This window comes from Hymenobacter sp. CRA2 (assembly GCF_002007105.1).
Taxonomy (GTDB): Bacteria; Bacteroidota; Bacteroidia; order Cytophagales; family Hymenobacteraceae; genus Solirubrum.
The window spans coordinates 264,531-284,450 of the sequence record NZ_MVBC01000005.1 but is presented as its reverse complement, the minus strand read 5'-3'; the positions used below and the strand labels follow the sequence as shown (position 1 = coordinate 284,450).

Annotated in this window: 14 protein-coding genes; 9 read left to right on the top strand and 5 right to left on the bottom strand. The window is 61.3% G+C overall.

The annotated features are described in order from the left end of the window. Positions 1 to 18 precede the first annotated feature (18 nt). Positions 19 to 3,102, bottom strand: a complete 3,084-nt coding sequence (locus B0919_RS10705) for a TAT-variant-translocated molybdopterin oxidoreductase (protein WP_078012243.1) — start codon at positions 3,100 to 3,102, stop codon at positions 19 to 21. A gap of 137 nt (positions 3,103 to 3,239) precedes the next feature. Next, the gene (locus tag B0919_RS10700) at positions 3,240 to 4,583 is read right to left on the bottom strand and encodes a cytochrome c3 family protein (protein ID WP_078012242.1); all 1,344 of its coding nucleotides are present in this window, start codon (positions 4,581 to 4,583) and stop codon (positions 3,240 to 3,242) included. Between the two features lie 379 nt (positions 4,584 to 4,962). Between B0919_RS10700 and rpsF the strand changes: the two genes are divergently transcribed. The 6 genes from rpsF (at position 4,963) to priA (ending at position 13,324) form a co-directional block, all read left to right on the top strand. Next, positions 4,963 to 5,337 carry a 30S ribosomal protein S6 gene (rpsF, locus tag B0919_RS10695; RefSeq protein WP_078012241.1) on the top strand — a complete coding sequence of 125 codons (375 nt, stop codon included), beginning with the start codon at positions 4,963 to 4,965 and terminating at the stop codon, positions 5,335 to 5,337. A gap of 4 nt (positions 5,338 to 5,341) precedes the next feature. Next, positions 5,342 to 5,593 (top strand): 30S ribosomal protein S18, encoded by a 252-nt coding sequence (gene rpsR / locus B0919_RS10690; protein ID WP_078012240.1) that lies wholly within the window; start codon positions 5,342 to 5,344, stop codon positions 5,591 to 5,593. Positions 5,594 to 5,622: 29 nt separating this feature from the next. After that, a complete protein-coding gene (gene rplI / locus B0919_RS10685) occupies positions 5,623 to 6,066 on the top strand; it encodes a 50S ribosomal protein L9 (RefSeq protein WP_078012239.1) in 444 nt (147 codons plus the stop codon). 232 nt (positions 6,067 to 6,298) lie between these two features. After that, a complete protein-coding gene (locus B0919_RS10680; protein WP_078012238.1) occupies positions 6,299 to 8,419 on the top strand; it encodes a GSCFA domain-containing protein in 2,121 nt (706 codons plus the stop codon). A 97-nt stretch (positions 8,420 to 8,516) separates the two neighbouring features. Beyond that, positions 8,517 to 10,589 (top strand): thioredoxin domain-containing protein, encoded by a 2,073-nt coding sequence (locus B0919_RS10675; protein ID WP_078012275.1) that lies wholly within the window; start codon positions 8,517 to 8,519, stop codon positions 10,587 to 10,589. 170 nt (positions 10,590 to 10,759) lie between these two features. Then, positions 10,760 to 13,324, top strand: a complete 2,565-nt coding sequence (gene priA, locus B0919_RS10670) for a primosomal protein N' (protein ID WP_078012274.1) — start codon at positions 10,760 to 10,762, stop codon at positions 13,322 to 13,324. A 122-nt stretch (positions 13,325 to 13,446) separates the two neighbouring features. Here the strand turns inward: priA and B0919_RS10665 are convergent, their stop codons facing one another. Further along, complete coding sequence (locus B0919_RS10665) at positions 13,447 to 14,058, bottom strand: hypothetical protein (protein WP_078012237.1); 612 nt, start codon at positions 14,056 to 14,058, stop codon at positions 13,447 to 13,449. A gap of 194 nt (positions 14,059 to 14,252) precedes the next feature. On the opposite strand from B0919_RS10665, the gene B0919_RS10660 reads away from it, so the two are divergent. From B0919_RS10660 to B0919_RS25215, 3 genes are all read left to right on the top strand, one after another. After that, complete coding sequence (locus tag B0919_RS10660; protein ID WP_254846545.1) at positions 14,253 to 15,041, top strand: class I SAM-dependent methyltransferase; 789 nt, start codon at positions 14,253 to 14,255, stop codon at positions 15,039 to 15,041. A gap of 81 nt (positions 15,042 to 15,122) precedes the next feature. Beyond that, positions 15,123 to 16,349, top strand: a complete 1,227-nt coding sequence (locus B0919_RS10655; protein WP_078012236.1) for an S-adenosylmethionine:tRNA ribosyltransferase-isomerase — start codon at positions 15,123 to 15,125, stop codon at positions 16,347 to 16,349. 115 nt (positions 16,350 to 16,464) lie between these two features. Further along, positions 16,465 to 16,785 (top strand): hypothetical protein, encoded by a 321-nt coding sequence (locus B0919_RS25215; RefSeq protein ID WP_176132993.1) that lies wholly within the window; start codon positions 16,465 to 16,467, stop codon positions 16,783 to 16,785. Between the two features lie 74 nt (positions 16,786 to 16,859). On the opposite strand, the gene B0919_RS10645 is transcribed toward B0919_RS25215, so the two are convergent. Then, positions 16,860 to 19,418: a M14 family metallopeptidase gene (locus B0919_RS10645; RefSeq protein ID WP_078012234.1), complete on the bottom strand. Its 2,559-nt coding sequence runs from the start codon at positions 19,416 to 19,418 to the stop codon at positions 16,860 to 16,862. Positions 19,419 to 19,554: 136 nt separating this feature from the next. Next, positions 19,555 to 19,821: a hypothetical protein gene (locus B0919_RS10640; protein WP_078012233.1), complete on the bottom strand. Its 267-nt coding sequence runs from the start codon at positions 19,819 to 19,821 to the stop codon at positions 19,555 to 19,557. Between the last annotated feature and the right edge of the window lie 99 nt (positions 19,822 to 19,920).

Below are 19,920 nucleotides of genomic sequence, written 5' to 3'. Positions count from 1 at the left end.
TAATTGGTTCGTGTTGACTTAGGCGTTGTGGGCTTCCGCCTTTTTACCAGCTTTTTCACCTTCTTCCTCGGGAGCGAAGAAGTTCGACACATCCGTGTTACGGATCTTGGTCAGATACGTAATGTTGGGCTGCGTATTGATAGCGTCCAGGACCTTGAAGCCCCGCTCACCATCCTCACGGCGCCAGATCTGGCTAACGCGCGAGTTCGGGTCCTTCAGGTCACCGAAGACAATGGCTTGGGTGGGGCAGGACTGGGCGCAGGCCGTTACCACTTCACCATCCTGCGGGCGACGCTTCTGCTTCTTAGCTTCGAGTTTGCCGAGCTGAATGCGCTGCACGCAGAACGAGCACTTCTCGATAACGCCGCGGGCACGAACCATTACGTCCGGGTTCAGCGTCATGCGGCCCAGGTCGGTGAACATGTGGCCGTTTACCGATTCGAACTTCTCGTTGGAGTAGTACGAGAACCAGTTAAAGCGACGCACTTTGTACGGGCAGTTGTTAGCGCAGTAGCGCGTACCCACGCAGCGGTTGTAGGTCATCTGGTTCAGACCTTCCGTGCTGTGGGTGGTAGCCAGTACCGGGCACACCGTTTCGCAGGGAGCGTGGTTGCAGTGCTGGCAGAGCATCGGCTGGAAGATAACCTGCGGGTTGTCCGAGGGGTCTTCCATGTTGGCGTAGGTAGCCAACTTGCCTTCCGTCGCGAATTCGTCTTTGTGGTGGTCCGAGCTGTAGTAGCGGTCGATACGCAACCAGTGCATTTCGCGACGGTTGATAACCTCCTGCTTACCTACTACCGGGATGTTGTTCTCTACCTGGCAACCCACCACGCACGAGCCGCAGCCAATGCACGAGTTGAGGTCGATAGCCATGGCCCAGTGGTGGTTCTTGTACTCATAATCCTGCCACAGCGAAACCTTGTTGGGCTTCTCCAAGCCATCAGGCGTGGCAATCTTATCGTACTCGGTTACCTTCTTGGGGTCAGCGATGTACTGGGCCAGCGTAGCTTCCTGCACCACCGGCTTACGGTCCATGATGGTGTGGTGGGTCTGCGTCTGGGCAATCGGCTGCTTCGAACCTGCACCAGCCAACGTGGCTACGCCGGTGTACATGATGGCACCGTTGCGCAGTTGAGCCAGCGGGTAAGCATTAGCGCCTACTTTGTCGCCTACTTTGCCGGCTTTCTCGCGGCCGTAGCCCACTGCAATACCAATGGAGCCTTGGGCCTGACCCGGCTGAATCAGCACGGGCAATTCCAGCGACTTGCCGTTGGCAGTTACTTTCACTACGTCGCCCTGTTCCCAGTTCTGCTGCTTCGCCATAGTGCGCGAAACAGTTATGTAGTTGCCCCAGGTTGCCTTCGACACGGGGTCGGGCAGCTCCTGTAGCCAAGGGTTGTTGGCTTGCTGGCCGTTGCCAACGCCTACTTTTTCGTAGAGAGCAAATTCAACTGCACCACCTTTCTGACCAGCTACCGTGTTGGCAGCCTCGGCGGCGGCAACAGCCGGAGCTAGCTGAGCGGCCGGGGCTGGGGTTAAGGTGCCAACGGCTACGCCATCGTGCACGGCTTTGTCCCAGCCAGCCTGGCCAGCAACAACACCGCGCCAGTTGTTACGCAGGTAGTTGTAGTACGTATTGGGGTTACCAGCCCAAGCCAATAAGCTTTCTTGCGCCTGACGGGTCTTGAACAGCGGCGTGATAACCGGCTGGGCAAGGCTGAGGAAGCCACGCTTAGGCTCGTAATCGTTCCACGACTCCATCCAGTGATGGTCGGGGCACTGGTACTGGCACAGCGAGGTGGTTTCGTCCATCTTTTCGTTGAACGAAATGCTCAGCAGGTTTTTATTCTGCAGGGCCTTCTGTACCTGCTCAGCCAGCGGATGGTCGTAAGCCGGGTTAGCGTGGTAGAAGATTACAGCCCCTACCCCACCGGTGCCAAGGTCACGCACCAAACGCTCCATGCGGGCGTCATCACCCTGACGCACGTAAGAAGGTGCATTCGGGTTGATGGTCGTGCCGGTGTTACCGAGAGCGGCGTTGATGGCCGTTACCAAAGTTTGTACGGCTACATCGTCGGAGCCCGAAACTACCAGAGCGCGGCTACCAGCGGCTTTCAGCTCGTCGATGGCCTTGGTCAGCGTCGGCGTGGCTTTGTAGTTCGAAGCGGCACCACCGCCTACGATACCGTTGTAGATAGCCAGCGCGACCTGGTTCAGGTCCGAAGGCCTCACAGCTACGCGGACGTCGGCGTTGGCGCCGGTCAGCGACATGTTCGACTCGAACTGGAAGTGGCGCGACATTGAACGCTTGGTGTTCGACACCTTGCGGTTTACGATATACTGCGCAGCATACTCTACCGGCGAAATCCAGGTGCCGAGGAAGTCAGCGCCCAGACTCACGATAACAGCAGCTTGGCTGAAGTCGTAACCCGGAACGACGCCACCGTTGGCGCGCAGCAGGCCCGAAGCCGAAACGGCGTCGTACTGTACGTGTTCGGTGTTGGCGTAGCGGCCGGCGAAGTCAGCAATGGCACGCTTGGTGCTCGGGCTGATGATGGTCGGCGAAACGATGGCGATACGGCCGGTTACGCCTGCCAGCTTGGTGCGGATTTCCTGGTCCACCTGATCCTTATCGACCGGCTTGCCATTGATGGCAAACGACTGCAGACGATTCTGGTCGTACAGGTTCAGCAGCGAAGCTTGGCCGCGAGCCGACAGACCACCACGCGTGATGGGCGACTCAGGGTTGCCTTCGACCTTGATCGGACGACCTTCGCGCGTCTTCACGAGCACGCTGTTGTAGTCCTGACCGTTGAAATAGGTCGAGGCGTAGAAGTTAGCAATACCCGGATCTACCTCCTCGGGCTTGTTCAGGTACGGAATTGCTTTGCGAACGGGCGTTTCGCAGCTTGCCAGCGTGGCAGCGGCCAGGCCGAAGCCCATCAGCTTGAGGAAGTCGCGGCGCGGGGCGACCGTGTCGTCCGACGAGGGACGGCTCTCCTTCATCGGCATCGACCCGAACTCACTCAGGGCATTATGCAGAAACTCCGGCGAGTTTTCGAGCTCCTCGATTCCCTTCCAGTACTTAGGCGACTCTTGCATGTGTGTATGGGTACTTAGGGACTGTGCGGTGACGTATTGGCGGCCGTCAGTGCCCAAGTGTATCTCTGTTTCGACGTGAAAGCGGAAAGGGAGGCGCCGAATGCTAGATTCAGCGTCTCCGAAATCCTAGCAACCTATTAGTAGTGGCACTTCGAGCATTCGGTACCGCCGTTCGACGACACGGTGAACGGAGCGCTGGCGTTAGCCTCGTCGTGCAGCTTCACGAGGTTGTCGTAGTAGCCGTTGCCTTTGGTGTTCAGCGGCGTCTCGCGGTGGCAGTTGATGCACCAGCCCATGGTCAGGGCCGAGTACTGGTACACCACGTCCATGTTCTGGATCGGGCCGTGGCAGGTCTGGCACTCGATGCCACCTACTTGGGTGTGCTGCGAGTGGTTGAAGTAAGCCAGGTCCGGCAGGTTGTGGATACGTACCCACTGGATCGGCTGCTGACGCTGAATAGCGCGGTAGATTTTCTTGATTTCCGGCGACGTCGTCTTGATCTGCGAGTGGCAGTTCATACAGATGTTGGCCGACGGAATGTTAGCCGACTTGCTCTTGTATACCGAGGTGTGGCAGTAAGCACAGTTGATCTGGTGCTCACCGGCGTGCAGTTTGTGCGAGAAGGCAATGGGCTGGGCCGGCTGGTAACCTTGGGTAAGACCCACAGCCATAATACCTTGGATAGACTCGTAGAGCACAACGAGTACGAACAGCGTACCCACAACGCCTTTAAACCAGCCCGACTTCAGGATACCCATCCAGTCGGTTTTCTGATCGAGGAGTTCTACGTCGCGGCCATCAAGATCTTTGCGGCCCCGCAGTACGTCCTTCATGATGTTGGCGATGATAACCAGTGTTACCACCAGCACAATCAGCACTACAATCAGGACAATCAGAACCACGTTGACGTATTTGCCAGCGCCGGCAGCGTCATCGGCACCGGCAGCACCGCCTTGGTTGGCTTGTGCGCCTTGATCAGGCGAGCCACCTTGCTCCTGCTTCGTGCCAGCGCCAGGGCCGGTTTGCGACTTAACGTAGGCAACAATCGAGGTAATTTCTTCGTCGCTGAGCGCAAAGTTGGGCATTTGCTGCTTCTGGTACTGGTTGAAGAGCTTCACCGCGTACTCGTCGCCGCTGGCGACCATCTTGCTGGAGTTCTTCACCCATTTAATAATCCAGGGCAGGGGACGGCGCTGGTCGATGCCGGCCAAAGCCGGACCTACGACTACGTCGTTGACGGCGTGGCACTGGGCGCAGTTGCCTTTGAACAGGGCGTCGCCGGCCGCAACAGCGGCGGCGTCACCGGCTGGCGCGGCGCCACCTGCGGCGGCTGCGGGAGCAGCGGCGGCAGTTTGGCCGGGCACCACACCATCCTTACTCACCGTCGCGGCGTCCTGCGCGGCCACTTGGCCAACGGCAGTAAACGTCAGGAACAGAGCGAGAAGCCAGTGTGAAAAAGAGCGTAGTCGGTAGCTACTCATTGCAAAACGTGCTGGAAAAACGTAAAAGCAGGGTGCTTTAGGGCCACAAATGTAGCCCACGAACGGCAGAGAACAAACCGGGTATGGCTAATTTTCGGCCTATTCAGCCTACTTAGAACCATTCTAAAAAGCTCTATTCTACACCTTATTATATATAGGTATAGAAAAGTCGCCCTGAAAACGTCCAACTCCGCGCTTGCCCTCTGGCTTGTCATCATGCTCCCCTATCCCTACGCAGGCTTTGGTTTGCGAGTTGAGAGTCAGAAGCTTGCCGAACTGTTTTGAGAAATTATTTGTCGAGTACAGTCCGAGCCAATAGGTAAAAGTCTTACCTTTGCCGGCTCATTCATCGTCTCACTTACTTTTTCTCTGTTCCGCAATGGCAAACAGAAACTATGAGACCGTCTTCGTACTGACGCCCGTCCTCAATGACGCGCAGGTTCAAGAGACGATCGAGAAGTTCACGCAGGTGCTTAAGGAAAATGGCGCCGACCTCCTGAACACGGAAAACTGGGGCTTGCGCAAGCTGGCCTATCCGATTCAGAAAAAATCGACCGGGTACTACTACCTGGTTGAGTTCACCGCTCCCGCCGGCGCTATCGACGTGCTGGAACTGGCTTACCGCCGCGACGAGCGGGTAATCCGCTTCCTGACCACGGTGCTCGACAAGCACGCCGTGGCTTACAACGAGCGTCGCCGCAAAGGCGAACTGAACTCGCAGAAAGCAAAACAAACCGAAGCCGTAGCCCAGTAATCAGATGAGCCTCGCCAACGAACGCATCCACAAGCAGGAGCAGCGCACCAAGTACTGCCGCTTCAAGAAGGCTGGTATCCGCTACGTAGACTACAAAAACCCGGACTTCCTGCTGAAGTTCGTGAACGAGCAGGGCCGCATTCTGCCCCGCCGCATCACGGGCACCAGCCTGAAATTCCAGCGCAAAGTGGCCCAGGCCGTGGCAAAAGCCCGTCACCTGGCCCTGATGCCCTACGTGGCTGACCAGCTGAAATAGTCCATTACCCTTAACGACGACTCCGCAAGATGGAAGTTATCCTGAAAGACGACGTAAAAGGCTTGGGCTACAAGAACGACGTCGTGACGGTAAAGCCCGGCTACGGCCGCAATTACCTGCTGCCCCAGGGTCTGGCCGTAGTAGCCGACAAGACCAACAAGAAAATCGTAGCCGAGAACGTACGCCAGGCGTCGCACAAGGCTGAGAAGGTGAAAACCGACGCTCAGACCCTGGCCAACAACATCGGCGACCTGAGCATCGACATCCCCGCCAAGGTGGGTGATTCGGGCAAGATCTTCGGCCGCGTAACCACGCTGCAGATTGCCGACGCGCTGAAAGCCAAAGGCTTCGACGTGGACCGCAAGCGCATCAGCCTCGACTCGGATCCTTCGAGCGTAGGTGAGTACACCGCTTCGATCGACCTGCACCGCGAGGTGAAGCACAAGATTCGCGTAAACGTAGTAGCTGAGTAATCCGGCTGCTGACTGCGCTTTCAAAAGCCCTGCCCCCGTGGCAGGGCTTTTTTTTGTCGTATAAGCCTTAGCTTGCGTAGGCGGAAGCACGTACGTTGCTTTATCTGCAACACCATCCGGACGCGGTGCCGCTGGCTTCAGGAGAAGCCGCGCCGGCCCCGAGCGTTTGGTGGTCAGCCTGCGGTTATGTAGGTTGGCTTTCTAGTTGCTGCCGCCAGGACTGTTTTTGCTAATGTTTCGAACTGAATTATCCCTTCGACCCGCCGCGCAACTCCTTAATCAGGGGGCGCGGGTACTTACCATCGGGTCGTGCTTTTCGGATGTCATCGGGGAGCAGCTAGCCGGCCACAAGGTCCGGACGCTGGCAAACCCGTTTGGCACCGTGTTTAATCCCCTGGCCGCCGCGCGGCTGCTGCGCGCCGTAGCTGGCGAGGACACCGACTGGCAACAGCACCTAGTGGAAGCCCGGGGCCGCTGGCAGAGCTACGACCTGCACGCCACCGTGGGGGCCGACTCCCCTCCTGCCCTGCTGGAACGCATCGAGCAGACGGTTCGCGAAACGGCCGCATTTGCCCGTCGCGCCGATGTATTGGTCTGGACGCTGGGCACAGCCTACGGCTACCGGCTGCGCGACACGGGCGAAGTGGTGAACAACTGCCACAAAGTGCCGGCGGAGCGCTTTGATAAAGAGCTGCTGACGGCAGAGGAAATCGTATCGGCCGTGACGGAGGCGTATGCGCTACTGCGTCAGCAAAACCCCAAGCTGCGACTGGTGCTGACGGTGAGCCCCGTGCGGCACCTCAAGGATACGCTGCCGCTGAATGCCGTGAGCAAGTCGGTGCTGCGCGTGGCCTGCCACTACCTGAGCGAGCTGCTGCCCGGTGCCTCTTACTTTCCGGCCTATGAGCTGCTGCTGGACGACTTACGGGATTACCGCTTCTACGCGTCCGACATGCTGCACCCTTCGGAGGTGGCCGAACAGTATATCTGGGAAAAGTTTACACAGGTCTATTTCGACGCCAACTTCAAGCAGTTCGTGCACGAATGGGAGGGCATTCAACGCTCCCTGAACCATCGGCCACTGCACGAAGGAGCACCGGAGCACCGCGAGTTCCTGGAGCAAACGCAGAAGCGCCTAGAGCGGCTGCTTAGCCGAAACGTGGACGTGCGCCTGGAACTGCTCGACGTGCAAGACCGACTAGCTGCCCTTCCCCCGCCCCCGCCGCCCGCGCCAGCAGAGGATGTGGATGACGGGGAAGAACGCATAGACATCGGTTACGAGGACGCAACGGCCCCGGCAACTCCGAGAGTGGAGCCGGAAGTAGTAGCGCCTGCGCCGGTGAAAGCTGAACCTACCTGGGCTGAGATTTTGGCGGCTGAGGAAGAACCAGCAGAGGAAACCGCGGACGCAACTGAGGAGCTTGAGGATGCTGCCGGGGTCGTCAACGAAGCGGAAGCTGCGCTGCCTGGCGAAGCCGGTGCCGGCAAGCGGCGCAAACGCAAACGTGGCGGCCGTAAGCACAAGAAAAAGGGTAACCGCTCTGCTGAAGAGCAAGGTGGCCCGGCCGACGCTTCGGAAGCGAATGAGGTCATAACGGAAGCTATGGCGGAACCCGCAGTAGCGGAGGGCACTGTGTCTGTAGTGGTAGAACAGGCGCCAGCGCCTGAGGAAGAACCAGCAAATACCACGGCAGAACAAGTAACCGAACCTGTGGAGTTGCCGGCTGCGGAAGAGCCGATACCAGCCTCGTCCAAGCGGCGTAAGCGGCCGAACCGCAAAAAGCCAGCGCTGTATGCCGAACAAGTGCCGGGCGATGAACCGTCGGCGGAGCTGCAGGCAGAACGGGCCGACGAACCCGCCGCAGTAGCCTCGGTGCCGGTGGAACTGCCAGTGCCTGAAGAGCCGGAAGTAGTTGCCGAATCAGCAGCGGCTGAGTCAGCAACTCCAGCAATATCGACGGACACAGCCGAACCTGATAGCCCAGCCGAGGTAACTCCGCAACGGCCGGGCCGTCGGCCAGCACGAGGCGGGCGCAAAACCAAAGCAGCCGCACCGGGGCCCGACGCCTCAGCGGAGGCTTTACCGGCCCCGGCAGTTACCGCTACGCCGGCCATCTTGCCGCCCGTAGAACCTGTGACGCCCCTGGCAGCACCCGAAGCGGAGGCACCGCAAGCCCCGGCACCGCCCCGGCGACGCGCCGCGCCGCGACGGAAAGCCGCAGAAGCAGCGGCTCCCGCTCCGGCCCCTGATGTTCCTGCCGTACCGGACCCAACGCCCGAAACGCCGCCTGCGCCGAAAAAGCGCAGCCGCCCCCCGCGTCGGAAGCCCGATACGCCCGAGACTAACAGTTAAGCTAAACCCGGCCCCAAGCGGCCGGGTTTACTGTTTTTCACGGGTTGCACGTACACTGTAACCGTTGCATAACCTGTTCCGCCAACTTCAGCTCACCATGACTACCCACGCTCCCGACGCGCAGCCCAACCGCCTCATCCACGAATCGAGCCCGTACCTGCTGCAGCACGCCTACAACCCGGTGGACTGGTACCCGTGGGGCGAGGAGGCACTGAGCCGCGCGCAGGCAGAGCAAAAGCCGATTCTGGTAAGCATCGGGTACGCAGCCTGCCACTGGTGCCACGTAATGGAGCGCGAATCCTTTGAGCACGAGCAGATTGCGCAGATGATGAACGAGCGGTTCGTGTGCATCAAGGTAGACCGCGAGGAACGGCCCGACGTGGATCAGGTGTATATGGACGCCATCCACGCCATGGGGTTGGGCGGCGGCTGGCCGCTGAATGTGTTTCTGACGCCGGAAGCCAAGCCGTTCTACGGCGGCACGTACTTTCCGCCGCGCAACTGGTTTGAGCTGCTGCAACAGGTTTCCAATGCCTACGCATCCGCCGAACACCGACCGGAGCTGGACAAGTCGGCCGAGGACTTTGCGCGGGTGCTGCGGGCCAACGACCTGGAAAAGTACGGGGCGCAGACGGTAGGCGTGAGCGTATCGCGGCGTGAGCTGCAAATGCTGCTGCAGAACCTGGAGAAGCGCTTCGATACCCAGCTGGGCGGTACGGGCCAGGCGCCCAAGTTTCCGATGCCGGTTATCTGGCGCTTTTTGCTGAGAGCCCACGCCTTGACCGACAACCACGCCGCTCTGCAACAAACGCAACTAACCCTGCGCGAAATGGCCTGGGGCGGCATCTACGACCAGATCGGCGGGGGCTTTGCCCGCTACTCGGTGGATGAGCAATGGTTGGTGCCGCACTTCGAGAAAATGCTCTACGACAACGGCCAGCTTCTGAGCCTTTACGCCGAAGCCTACCAGCTCACCCAGGACGAGCTGTACCGCGACGTGGTAGAGCAGACCGTGGCCTGGGCCCGGCGGGAGCTGATGAGTCCGGAAGGCGGCTTCTACTCCTCGCTCGACGCCGACAGCGAAGGCGAGGAAGGCAAGTTCTACGTCTTTACCCTCGACGAGCTGCGCGAAGCCCTCGGCGACGAAGCACCGCTGGCCGCCGACTACTACCGCTGCACGGCCGAAGGCAACTGGGAGCACGGCCGCAACATTTTGCACCGCCGCCACTCCGACGCCGACTTTGCCCAAACGCATCAACTCACCCCCGGCGTAGTGGCCGAGCTGTTGCAAGGCTGGCGCGAGCGGCTCCTCGCCTACCGCAGCCAGCGCGTACGTCCCGGCCTCGACGACAAAATTCTGACCGGCTGGAACGCGCTGATGCTGCGCGGTCTGGTAGACGCTTACCGCGCTTTTCATCAGCCCGAGTACCTGCAACTAGCGTTGCAGAACGCGGAGTTTATCGAAAACAACCTGCGCCGGGCGCACGGGGGCCTCTGGCGCACCACCAAGAACGGGCGCGCCACCATTCCGGCATTTCTCGAAGACTACGCCTTGCTCATCGATGCTTACACGGCGCTCTACGAAGCCACTTTTGCGGAGCGCTGGCTGCAGCGGGCCCGGGAGCTGACGGAATATGTGCTACAGAACTTTGCCGACCCGGCCGAGCCGCACTTTTTCTACACCGATGCCACCGGCGAGGCCCTGATTGCCCGAAAAAAGGAGCTGTTCGACAACGTTATTCCGGGCTCCAACTCCGTGATGGCGCACAACCTGCTGCGCCTCGGCACCCTGCTCGATGTGCCGGCGTGGCGCGAGCAAGCCGCTGCCATGCTGGCTCTGGTGCAGGATATGGCCGTGAAAGAGCCGCAGCACCTAGCTGGCTGGGCTAGCCTATACCTGAGCCTGCTGTTTCCGCTGGCGGAGGTGGCTATTGCCGGCCCAGCCGCCGAGCAGCTTCGCCAGGAGCTCAGCCGCCACCCCCTGCCCAATGCCGTGCTGACGGGGGCCGCTATGGAAAGCAACTTGCCGCTTCTGCAGGGCCGCTTTCAGCCTGAGCGGAGCCTGATTTATGTGTGCTACAACCACGCCTGCCAGCAGCCAGTGGCCTCGGCGACGGAAGCGCTGGCACAGCTACGCGCCGCCTGGCAAGCAGCTCAACGGGAAGTCTAACCCCCAGCTTTAGAGGGCTACTTGCAAGGCCTTGACGCAGCGCAACATGCTGGCATAGCCATGTTTCCATGCTGAATTACGGTGCAGTGAGCCCCGTACACATCTTGGCTGATAGCGAACAATCATAGCCCCTCGGCGGTCTATCTTTGCAGTTCGCCGTTGCCTTCGCCGTGTCCCAGACTCACCTATTTGCCCTTCCCAACCAGGAGCCTGCCGCCACGCAGGACCGTGTCACGCTCTTCGCCGACGTGGTGCTGCCCTTGCCGCTGCCCAAGCTCTACACCTACCGCGTGCCCTTCGAGCTGAACGACCAGGTCGTCATCGGCGGGCGGGTGCTGGTGCAGTTTGGAGCAAAGAAGACGCTGAGCTGCATTGTAGCAGCCGTGCACGAGACGCCGCCCAAGGACTACCAGGCCAAGTACATCCTAGAGTTTATCGACGACGCGCCGGTGGTGACGCAGCCCCAGCTGAAGCTGTTTCGCTGGATTGCGGACTACTACATGTGCACGCTGGGTGAGGTCATCAATGCGGCCCTGCCCTCCGCGCTTAAGCTCAGCTCGGAGTCGCGCATTCAGCTGCACCCGCAGTACCTGTCGGAAGGCACGCCGTACCCGCTTACCGAGCAGGAGGAGAAAATCGTGGCAGCTTTGGGGCCGGGCGAAGAGAAGGTAGATGGCAAGGCCTTAACCTTCTCGGAAGTAGGCGAAATCCTGGGCATCAGCTCCTTCCACAAGGTTATCAAGTCCTTGATTCAGAAGGACGTTATCTTCCTGTTCGAGCACATTGCAGATAAGTACGCGCCCAAGGTGGTGAAGAAGGTGCGCCTGGCGCATCACTTCGTGGCCGAGGCGGCGCTGGAAGGCTTGTTTGAGGGCTTGGCCAGCAAGCCCAAGCAGCTGGATGTGCTCATGCGCTACATCCAGCGCGTGCCGGTGTATCAGAACGAGCACCTCAACCACAACGGCATCGAGAAGGCCGCCCTGACCAGCAGCCCGCACCTCTCGCCTTCCGCCGTTAACACACTGATTAAGAACGGTGTGCTGGAACAGTTCGACCAGATTGTGTCGCGCTTTCCGCTCGACGAGGTGGAGCGCAACCAGATGCCGTTTGCGCTGAGCGAAGCACAGACCTCGGCCCGGGACCAGATCATGGACTTTTTCGGACAGAAAGACATAACCCTGCTGCACGGCGTGACGGGTGCGGGCAAGACGGAAATCTACATCGACCTGATTCGCTCGGCGCTGGAAGGCGGGGGGCAGGTGCTGTACCTGCTGCCCGAAATTGCCCTCACGGCCCAGATTGTGACCCGCCTGATGCGCGTGTTCGGCTCGCGCCTGGGCGTGTACCACTCGAAGTTCTCCGATAACGAACGGGTGGAAGTGTGGAACGGCGTGCTGTCGGGCCGCTTTCAGGTGGTCGTGGGCGTGCGCTCGGCCGTGTTTCTGCCCTTCGACAACCTCTCGCTCATCATCGTCGACGAGGAGCACGAATCGAGCTACAAGCAGTACGACCCGGCCCCGCGCTACAACGCCCGCGAAGTAGCCCTGATGATGGGCACCTTTCAGGGCGCCAAGGTCCTGCTGGGCTCGGCTACGCCCTCGGTAGAAACCTATTACCAGTGCCGTGCCGGCCGCTGGGGCCTGGTGTCGCTCACGAAGCGCTTCGGCGAGGCCGGCCTGCCCGACATCGAGCTGATTGACACCCGCCGCAACGCGCAAGCCGGCCAGAAAAAACCTACGCACCATTTCACGCCCGAGCTGACGGCCGCCATCGAAGGCAAGCTCAGCCAGGGCGAGCAGGTGATTCTGTTCCAGAACCGCCGCGGCTACTCGCCCTTCATCAGCTGCCTCGACTGCGGCTGGATACCGAAGTGCAAGAGCTGCGCCGTGAGCCTGAGCTACCACAAGCACGCCCACGAGCTGCGCTGCCACTACTGCGGCCACCACGACCAGATGCCGCGCGAGTGCCCGGCCTGCGGCTCCCGCGCCATCAAGGCTATCGGCTTCGGCACCGAGCGCATTGAGGATGACCTGAAGCTGATGCTGCCCGAGGCGCAGGTGCAGCGCATGGACCTGGACACGACCCGCGCCAAAAACGCCTACCAACAGATCATCAGTGACTTTGAGCAGCAGCGCACCAACGTGCTGGTGGGCACGCAGATGGTAACCAAGGGCCTGGACTTCGGCAACGTGAGCCTGGTGGGCATCATCAACGCCGATAGCATCATCCATTACCCCGATTTCCGGGCGCACGAGCGGGCGTACCAGATGTTTGTGCAGGTGAGCGGGCGCGCGGGCCGCAAGGGCAAGAAGGGCAAGGTCATCATTCAGACCGGCGACCCGCAGCAGCAGATCTTTGATAAGGTGATGCGCAACGACTACGTGGAGTTCTACGAGTACGAAATAGCGCAACGCCGCGAGCATATGTACCCGCCCTTTGCGCGCGTCATCAAGCTCACGGTAAAGCACGTGGAGGAGCGCGTGGCCCTCGACGCGGCCGTGCGCCTGACGCAGGAGCTGGTGGACCGCCTAGGGCGCGACGCCGTGCTCGGGCCCGAAGCGCCATACATTTTCCGCATCCGCAACTTCTACCTGCAGGAAATTACCATCAAGCTCAGCCGTGAGCATACCGTGCTCAAGCACGCTAAGGCGCAGATTCTGGATGCGCTAAACCTGATGCGCGAAGACAAAGATTTCCGTCAGGCGCGCTTCGTGGCCGACGTGGACCCGATGTAGTCGCCTGCAGGATCCCGCGAACTGACCTCTGCAAGGGCACCTCAGCTTGTTTCGGTGAAGCCCACAAAAAAAGCCCCCGCCAGTACTGGCGGGGGCTTTTTGTTGATAGCACTACCGGAAAGTTAGGCCTGATCCAGCAACCAGAGGATCAGCAGCACTACGGCGATGATGACGGCAATGGTAGCCAGTACCGCGAAGATGCCGTTGACGCCCGAGAACAGGCCCAGGATCAAACCAATGGCCAGAATCACCAGGGCCAGGCGCAGGCGCTGGTCGAGGCGCTGCGATTCGGCGGCGTTACTGTGCTTCTTAAGCTGGGTTTTGGCCACCATCTTGTTGGCCTTGTTCATGGCCTTGTGCAGCAAAGCTTTTTGCACCAGGTTCAGCTTGGGAGCAGCCGTCGGCGCTTGTGCCGTGCTGCTTTGGGCCACGGGGGCCGGCTGAGCAACCGCTGCCGCAGCGGGAGCCGCTGCAGTAACCGGAGCGGCTGCAATGGGAGTGGCCTTGGGCTCGATGGCGGCCGGGGCCGGCTCGGCCACTGCGGGCTCGGGTGCTACCACGGCTTTAGTCTGCACGCGGGGGGCAGCAGGCGTTACTGCTACGGCGCGGTGGGTGTCGTGGTAAGCACTGGTTTTGGGCAACATGGCGTATTCGCCGCGGCCGCAACCGGTGAGAGCAACGGCCACCAGCGCTGCGCTGGAGAGTTGCGAGAGCAGTTTGGCAAGGTGCTTCATGAGTTTGGAATTTAGGGGATGAAAAAGCGTTGGCATTAGGTGTGCTACGGCTGCAAAATAAAAACCGCCATTTAAATGCGGCTGCGGCCACTGGTTGGCGCCCTTACGCAGACCGTCCCCGTGGGGTTGGGCGCCGCCGCGAACGTACTCCGCTTCAGCACTGTTAGCCCAATGACGCTTTATTTGCAGTCAATATGCTCCTCAAGCACCGTTTTTTCTTCGTGCGCCTGCTGCCAGCCAGTTTTCTGGCGCCGGCCTTCATGCTTGCCTGCACCCAAACGCCCATCGCGGAAAGCGACGCGGCCCTGATGGCGCAGCGCCGCATTGGCTCGACGCCGGACAGCGCGGGCTACCAGCGCAAAGCCCCGCAGGACCCCAACGGCATCGGCAAGTATTACATGGGCCGGCAGATTGCCCACGTCATGGGCCACGAAGCTTCCGGCTGGCTGGAACGCCCCGACCGGCAGCAGGAGGAAGGCACCGATATCCTGCTGCGGGCCCTGAAGCTCAAGCCTACCGATGTGGTAGCCGATCTGGGCGCGGGCACCGGTTATTTTTCGTTCCGCATGAGTTCCTTGGTCCCCAAGGGCAAAGTGCTGGCCGTGGATATTCAGCCCGAAATGCTGGATAAGCTACGGGCCACCAGCACCAAGCTGCACGTCACCAACGTGGAGCCGGTACTGGGCACCGTGCGCAACCCCAATCTGCCCGCCAACAGCCTCGATCTGGTGCTCATCGTGGATGCGTACCACGAGTTTGACCACCCCCGGGAGATGATGCGCGCCGTGCGCAACTCGCTGAAGCCCGGCGGCCGGCTTGCCCTGGTTGAATACCGGGCCGAGGACCCTAAGCTTACCATCAAGCGCATTCACCGCATGAGCGAGGAGCAGGCCCGCCGGGAGATGGAAGCCGTGGGTCTGAAGTTCGTGCAGAACGACAAATCCCTGCCCCAGCAGCACCTGCTGATTTTTCAGCGCCAGTAAGCCGGCTGCCGGTACAGCCGGAGCCAGGAGTCCCGGCGTGGGCGCAGCAATCCGCGGCAATACATTTTACCTTTGCCGGGCATGAGTAACCCCGTCGATCCGCGCCTGCTCTCCATTCAGGACTACACCTACCACCTGCCGGCTGAGCGCATTGCCCCGGCCCCCCTACCCGACCGCGACGCCTCGCGTTTGCTAGTGTACCGCCACGGGCAAATTACGGATCTGGGCTTCCGCGAACTGCCGGCCCAGCTCCCCCCCGATGCCCTGCTGGTCTTCAACAATACCAAAGTGGTGCGGGCCCGGCTGTACTTGCACAAGCCCAGCGGCGGCCAGATTGAGCTGTTTTGCCTGGAGCCGGTGGCGCCGCACAGCGCCATCGAGCTGGCCATGCAGCAGACGGGTGAGTGTACTTGGCGCTGCCTGGTGGGCAACGGCAAACGCTGGAAAAGCGGCACTATTGAAACCACCTTCGCAACTGCCGACGGCCGAACGGCCACGCTGACGGCCGAGCGAGCAGCCTCCGAGGACGGCAGTTCGCTGATCCAATTCCACTGGCAGCCGCAGGAGCTGCCTTTTGCGCAGGTGCTGGCCGGGGCCGGGCAGTTGCCGCTGCCGCCCTACCTCGGCCGCCAGGCTACCGGCGAGGACGACGAACGGTACCAGACGGTATACGCTGCCCACGACGGGGCCGTAGCCGCTCCCACGGCCGGCCTGCACTTCACCGACGCCGTACTGCGCGAACTGGCCCAGCGGCACATCGGCACGGCCCAACTCACGCTGCACGTGGGCGCGGGCACCTTTCAGCCGGTAAAGGCTGCCTACATGCAGGAGCACGCCATGCACGCCGAGCCCATCAGCGCAACGCGGCAAGTGCTACGGCAGCTACTGGAGCACGCGCCCAAGCCGGTTATTGCGGTGGGTACCACCAGCCTGCGCACGCTCGAAAGCCTTTACTGGCTCGGCTGCCAGGTGGTGCGGGGCGGCACCTTCAGCGGGCAGGTGCAGCAGTGGGAGCCCTACGAGCCCGAATCCGATATTTCCACGGCCGACGCACTACAGGCTTTGCTGGATGCCCTAGAGCAAAGCGGCGAAGGGGCCGTGCGCGCCAGCACCCAACTGCTGATTGCTCCCGGATATCGATTCCGAGTGGTCCAGGGCCTCGTCACCAATTTCCACCAGCCCGAAAGCACGCTGCTGCTGCTGGTTTCTGCGCTTATCGGGCCGGATTGGCGCCGCGTGTACGACCACGCCCTGCAGCACGGCTACCGCTTCCTGAGCTACGGCGACAGTTCGCTGCTGCTGCCCTAGGGCCGCTTGCCGCATGAAGTTTGGCTGAATGCACACTGCGAAAGCGCACATTTGAGTATCCTTCGGAACGAGGCCGCGTAGAAGGCAAGTCACCTAACTCCTGACCTCCATTCCGATGAAAAAGATAATGATGATGCTGGCTGCCGTAGCGGTGACCAGCGTTTCGGCCCTGGCCCAAACGACCCCGACGCAAACGACGCAGACCACCCCGACCCAAACGACGCCGTCGACGACTACGACCACCACGACGACCGAAAGCAATACTCCTTACGAGCGTAGCAAAGCCGGCAAAATGGTGAGCAACACCGCCAGCGACGCCAAGCGCGGTGGCAAAAAAGTAGGCCATGCCGTGGGCAAGGGCGCTAAGAAAGTCGGCCACGGCGTGAAGAAAGGCGCCAAGAAAGTCGGCAACAAAGCTGAAGACGCAGTAGACTAAGGCTACCTGGTCTGAAAAACGCAAAAAGCCCCGCCAAATAACTTTGGCGGGGCTTTTTGTTGTCGGCTGACCTACTACTGCCCGACGAAGAATACGGCGTTGCTGAACAACAGCTTGCCGGCGTGCCAGAAGCCCCGGAACAGCGGGTTGTCGCCGAGGTACACTACCTGGCCGCGGCCCATTTCCTGCACGCCCAGCACCACGGTATCGTTGAGCTTGCGGCGGGCCTGGCTGCCGGTGAAGCCCGCAGCGGCTTGCCCTTTCTTGAGCACGCCCACGTTCCAGCTGCCCTCGCCCAGAAACTGGTAGTTGAGCGGGCTGCGCACCAGCGCGTAGTAGGTGTTGCCGTAGCCAAAGGCCAGCGGATGCGTGTTGTCGAGCTGCACGGAGTACACGCTGCCCTGCACCAGCTCCTGCAAGGACTCCCGTTCGGCCGAGCCGTAGCGGCGCAGCAGGCGGTAGGGGTCGGCGCGGCGGGCGCGCGTGGTATCGGCACCTTTGGCCTTCAGCGCGAAGTCTTTTTTGCCGGCCAGGTAGCTCATGGCGCCTTCCATGGCAATCAGCCGGCCACCGCCGCGTACCCAGGCCTTGAGGACGTCGAGCTGCCGCTCGGGCAGGGCTTCGGCGTAGCTGCCATCGGGCAGGATGATGACGTCAAATTTGGTCAGCGGCACCGAGGCAAAGTAATCTGTGCCGAGCACGGTAAGCGGGTAGCCCAGCTGCTGCTCGAAGAAGTGCCAGACCTCGCCAAACGCCGTCGCGTCGACGCCGTTGCCGGCCAGCACGGCCACGTTTGGCCGGCCCACACCGTGCACGTTGCTGGAGCCTAAGTCGCTGCCGGTACTCACGAACCCGGTTTGCACCGGCGTCAGCTCCGTGCCGATAGAATCGGCCATGGTGCGCACGATATCATCGAAACGGCGGCCCAGGCCTTCGTTGTTGCCCCGGTTGATGATGAGCGTGCCGGGCTGAAACTGCCGGCCATCAGCTTCGAATGCCTGATACGCCACGCGCACGCGCACCTGCCGCTGCAGCAGGGCTGCCAGCAGCCGGGCATCGCGCAGGGAGTTCCAGCGAGCCAAGTAGGCATACGGCGCGGCAGTAGCAGCCGGGGCAGCCTTCACCATGGTGGCCGCCGGGGCAGACCTGGCCGCCTTCAGCGTGCTGGTAAGAGCGTATCCCTGCAGGCCATAGGCGTAAGGCAACGACCACGCCGTGATGTCATAGGTCAGCGAGTCTTCCAGCGCCGACTGCGGCTCAAACAGCACCTTCACAAGTGTAGACTTGGGCTGGTACATGCTTACGACCAGGTCCGTAGGCTGCAGCGCTACCGACTCACGCCGGCCGCTGGTGTAGTTGTACGCCGACGTTTTGCGCCGCTCGCCCACGTAGCCAAACTCGATTTGCTGGCGCTGCAGGTACTCGGCCAGCGGCGCCAGGCGCTCCGGCGAGCCGCTCACCACGAAGCTCTTGTACTGCCCACGCGGCTTCTGCCGGGCGTCGGCGTAGTAGCGGCCAAATTCCTTCAGCAGCTCGGACTGGTGGTCGGCCGCCGCGCGGATGGTGGCCCAGCTGGCAGCGTGGTGGTGCGCGATGCGCTGGCTCAGCGTGAGTGTATCGCCGTCGGCCTTGATGATGCGCACGCCGCCGCGGCCGCCCCCGCCTTGCTCGTAGGTCATGCCGATGGCCCCGTTGAACGACGGCCAGGTGTCGCCGTAGCTGGGCGCAAACAGGTCGTACGTTTCGCGGGTGAAGTACAGCCAGCCGTTCTTATCGAAGGTCTGCCGGTTGTAGTCGCCGATGCGGTTCTGGAAGCTGCGCTGGTAGGTGGTAATATCCTCGTGGAAAGGCTTGGCCGCGGGCGAGAAGTAATACGGCGCTTCCGGGCCCATTTCGTGGAAATCGGCGTGCACCTGGGGCAGCCACTGGTTGTACAAGGCAATGCGCTGCTGACTTTCGCGCTGCGTCTGCCAGGCCCAGTCGCGGTTCAGGTCGAAATAGTAGTGGTTGTAGCGGCCACCAGGCCACGGCTCGCGGTGCTCCCAGCTCAGCGGCGAGGCGTTGGTGGGGCCGGCCGCCACGCGCTGGTACCACTGCACGTACCGCTCGCGGCCGTCCGGGTTCACGCACGGGTCGAGCAGCAGTACTACCTTATCGAGCAGGGCCTGGGCATCGGCGTTCTGCGGGTTGGCAAAGTCGTAGAGTACCTGCAGCACCGCCTCCGACGACACCGCTTCGTTGCCGTGCACGTTGTAGCTCAGCCACACGATGGCCGGCTGATCAATAGCGGGCGTGCCGCTTTCCACACCGGTACGGCGCAGGTTGCTGTGACGGATGTCGTCGAGGCGGGCCAGGTTGCGGGCCGAAGCTACCTGCACCACTTCCAGCGGCCGGCCCTCGTAGGTTTTGCCGTAGGGCACGATGCGCAACCGGTCGGGGTACTGCTGGGCCAGGTAGGCTGCGTAGCGCAGCACATCGGCGTGGAAGGTGAAGCGGCTGCCGAGCCGATAGCCCAGGAACTGTTCGGGCGACTGAGGCCCCCCGCCAGCCGATTGAGCCACAGCGGGTACGGCCATCAGTAGCCCCGAGGCCAGCACCGCAGCGCCAAGCAGGCGCAAAAAAGGTCGGAACATGAAATTTGCCGAAACAAAACGGATGAACAGGCTCCAAACGGCGCCTGAGCGAAAGTACACCGCGCGTCCGGCTTCCGCTATATAGCCGCCTTCCTACTTGCCGGTGAGTCGTGCCGGCACAACCCGCCGGCAAGGTTTACCCCTGATTATCGGCAGTTGATTGCTGATCCTTTTCCTGCGGCTTTTCCTTAATCTGGTACAGCACACTCTCGGCCACGCCGCGGCCAAACAGGCTAACGCCCGCGTTGAACACGCCTAGGGCCAGCGTGCCCGCAGCCACCCACTGGGCGGTAGGGGCTTTTTCCTGCTTCATGGCCGTGGCCCACTGAATCAGGCAGGTACCGAAACCAATTACAACCAGGCCGCTGGGGGCAAACAGCAACCATTTGGATTTGTGCGTCATCGGGCAAACGTACGTAGGTGAAAGCACGGCCGCTTTCTGCGGCCGCATCCTGAAGCTTACGGCAAAAGTGCGCCCGCCGATGCTGCTGGTGCGCCGTAG

Bases quoted from the DNA above. Each gene is read 5' to 3' on its own strand.
- B0919_RS10705 (WP_078012243.1), bottom strand. From the start codon at position 3,102: ATGCAAGAGTCGCCTAAGTACTGGAAGGGAATCGAGGAGCTCGAAAAC.
- B0919_RS10700 (WP_078012242.1), bottom strand. From the start codon at position 4,583: ATGAGTAGCTACCGACTACGCTCTTTTTCACACTGGCTTCTCGCTCTG.
- rpsF (WP_078012241.1), top strand. From the start codon at position 4,963: ATGGCAAACAGAAACTATGAGACCGTCTTCGTACTGACGCCCGTCCTC.
- rpsR (WP_078012240.1), top strand. From the start codon at position 5,342: ATGAGCCTCGCCAACGAACGCATCCACAAGCAGGAGCAGCGCACCAAG.
- rplI (WP_078012239.1), top strand. From the start codon at position 5,623: ATGGAAGTTATCCTGAAAGACGACGTAAAAGGCTTGGGCTACAAGAAC.
- B0919_RS10680 (WP_078012238.1), top strand. From the start codon at position 6,299: ATGTTTCGAACTGAATTATCCCTTCGACCCGCCGCGCAACTCCTTAAT.
- B0919_RS10675 (WP_078012275.1), top strand. From the start codon at position 8,517: ATGACTACCCACGCTCCCGACGCGCAGCCCAACCGCCTCATCCACGAA.
- B0919_RS10665 (WP_078012237.1), bottom strand. From the start codon at position 14,058: ATGAAGCACCTTGCCAAACTGCTCTCGCAACTCTCCAGCGCAGCGCTG.
- B0919_RS10660 (WP_254846545.1), top strand. From the start codon at position 14,253: ATGCTCCTCAAGCACCGTTTTTTCTTCGTGCGCCTGCTGCCAGCCAGT.
- B0919_RS10655 (WP_078012236.1), top strand. From the start codon at position 15,123: ATGAGTAACCCCGTCGATCCGCGCCTGCTCTCCATTCAGGACTACACC.
- B0919_RS25215 (WP_176132993.1), top strand. From the start codon at position 16,465: ATGAAAAAGATAATGATGATGCTGGCTGCCGTAGCGGTGACCAGCGTT.
- B0919_RS10645 (WP_078012234.1), bottom strand. From the start codon at position 19,418: ATGTTCCGACCTTTTTTGCGCCTGCTTGGCGCTGCGGTGCTGGCCTCG.
- B0919_RS10640 (WP_078012233.1), bottom strand. From the start codon at position 19,821: ATGACGCACAAATCCAAATGGTTGCTGTTTGCCCCCAGCGGCCTGGTT.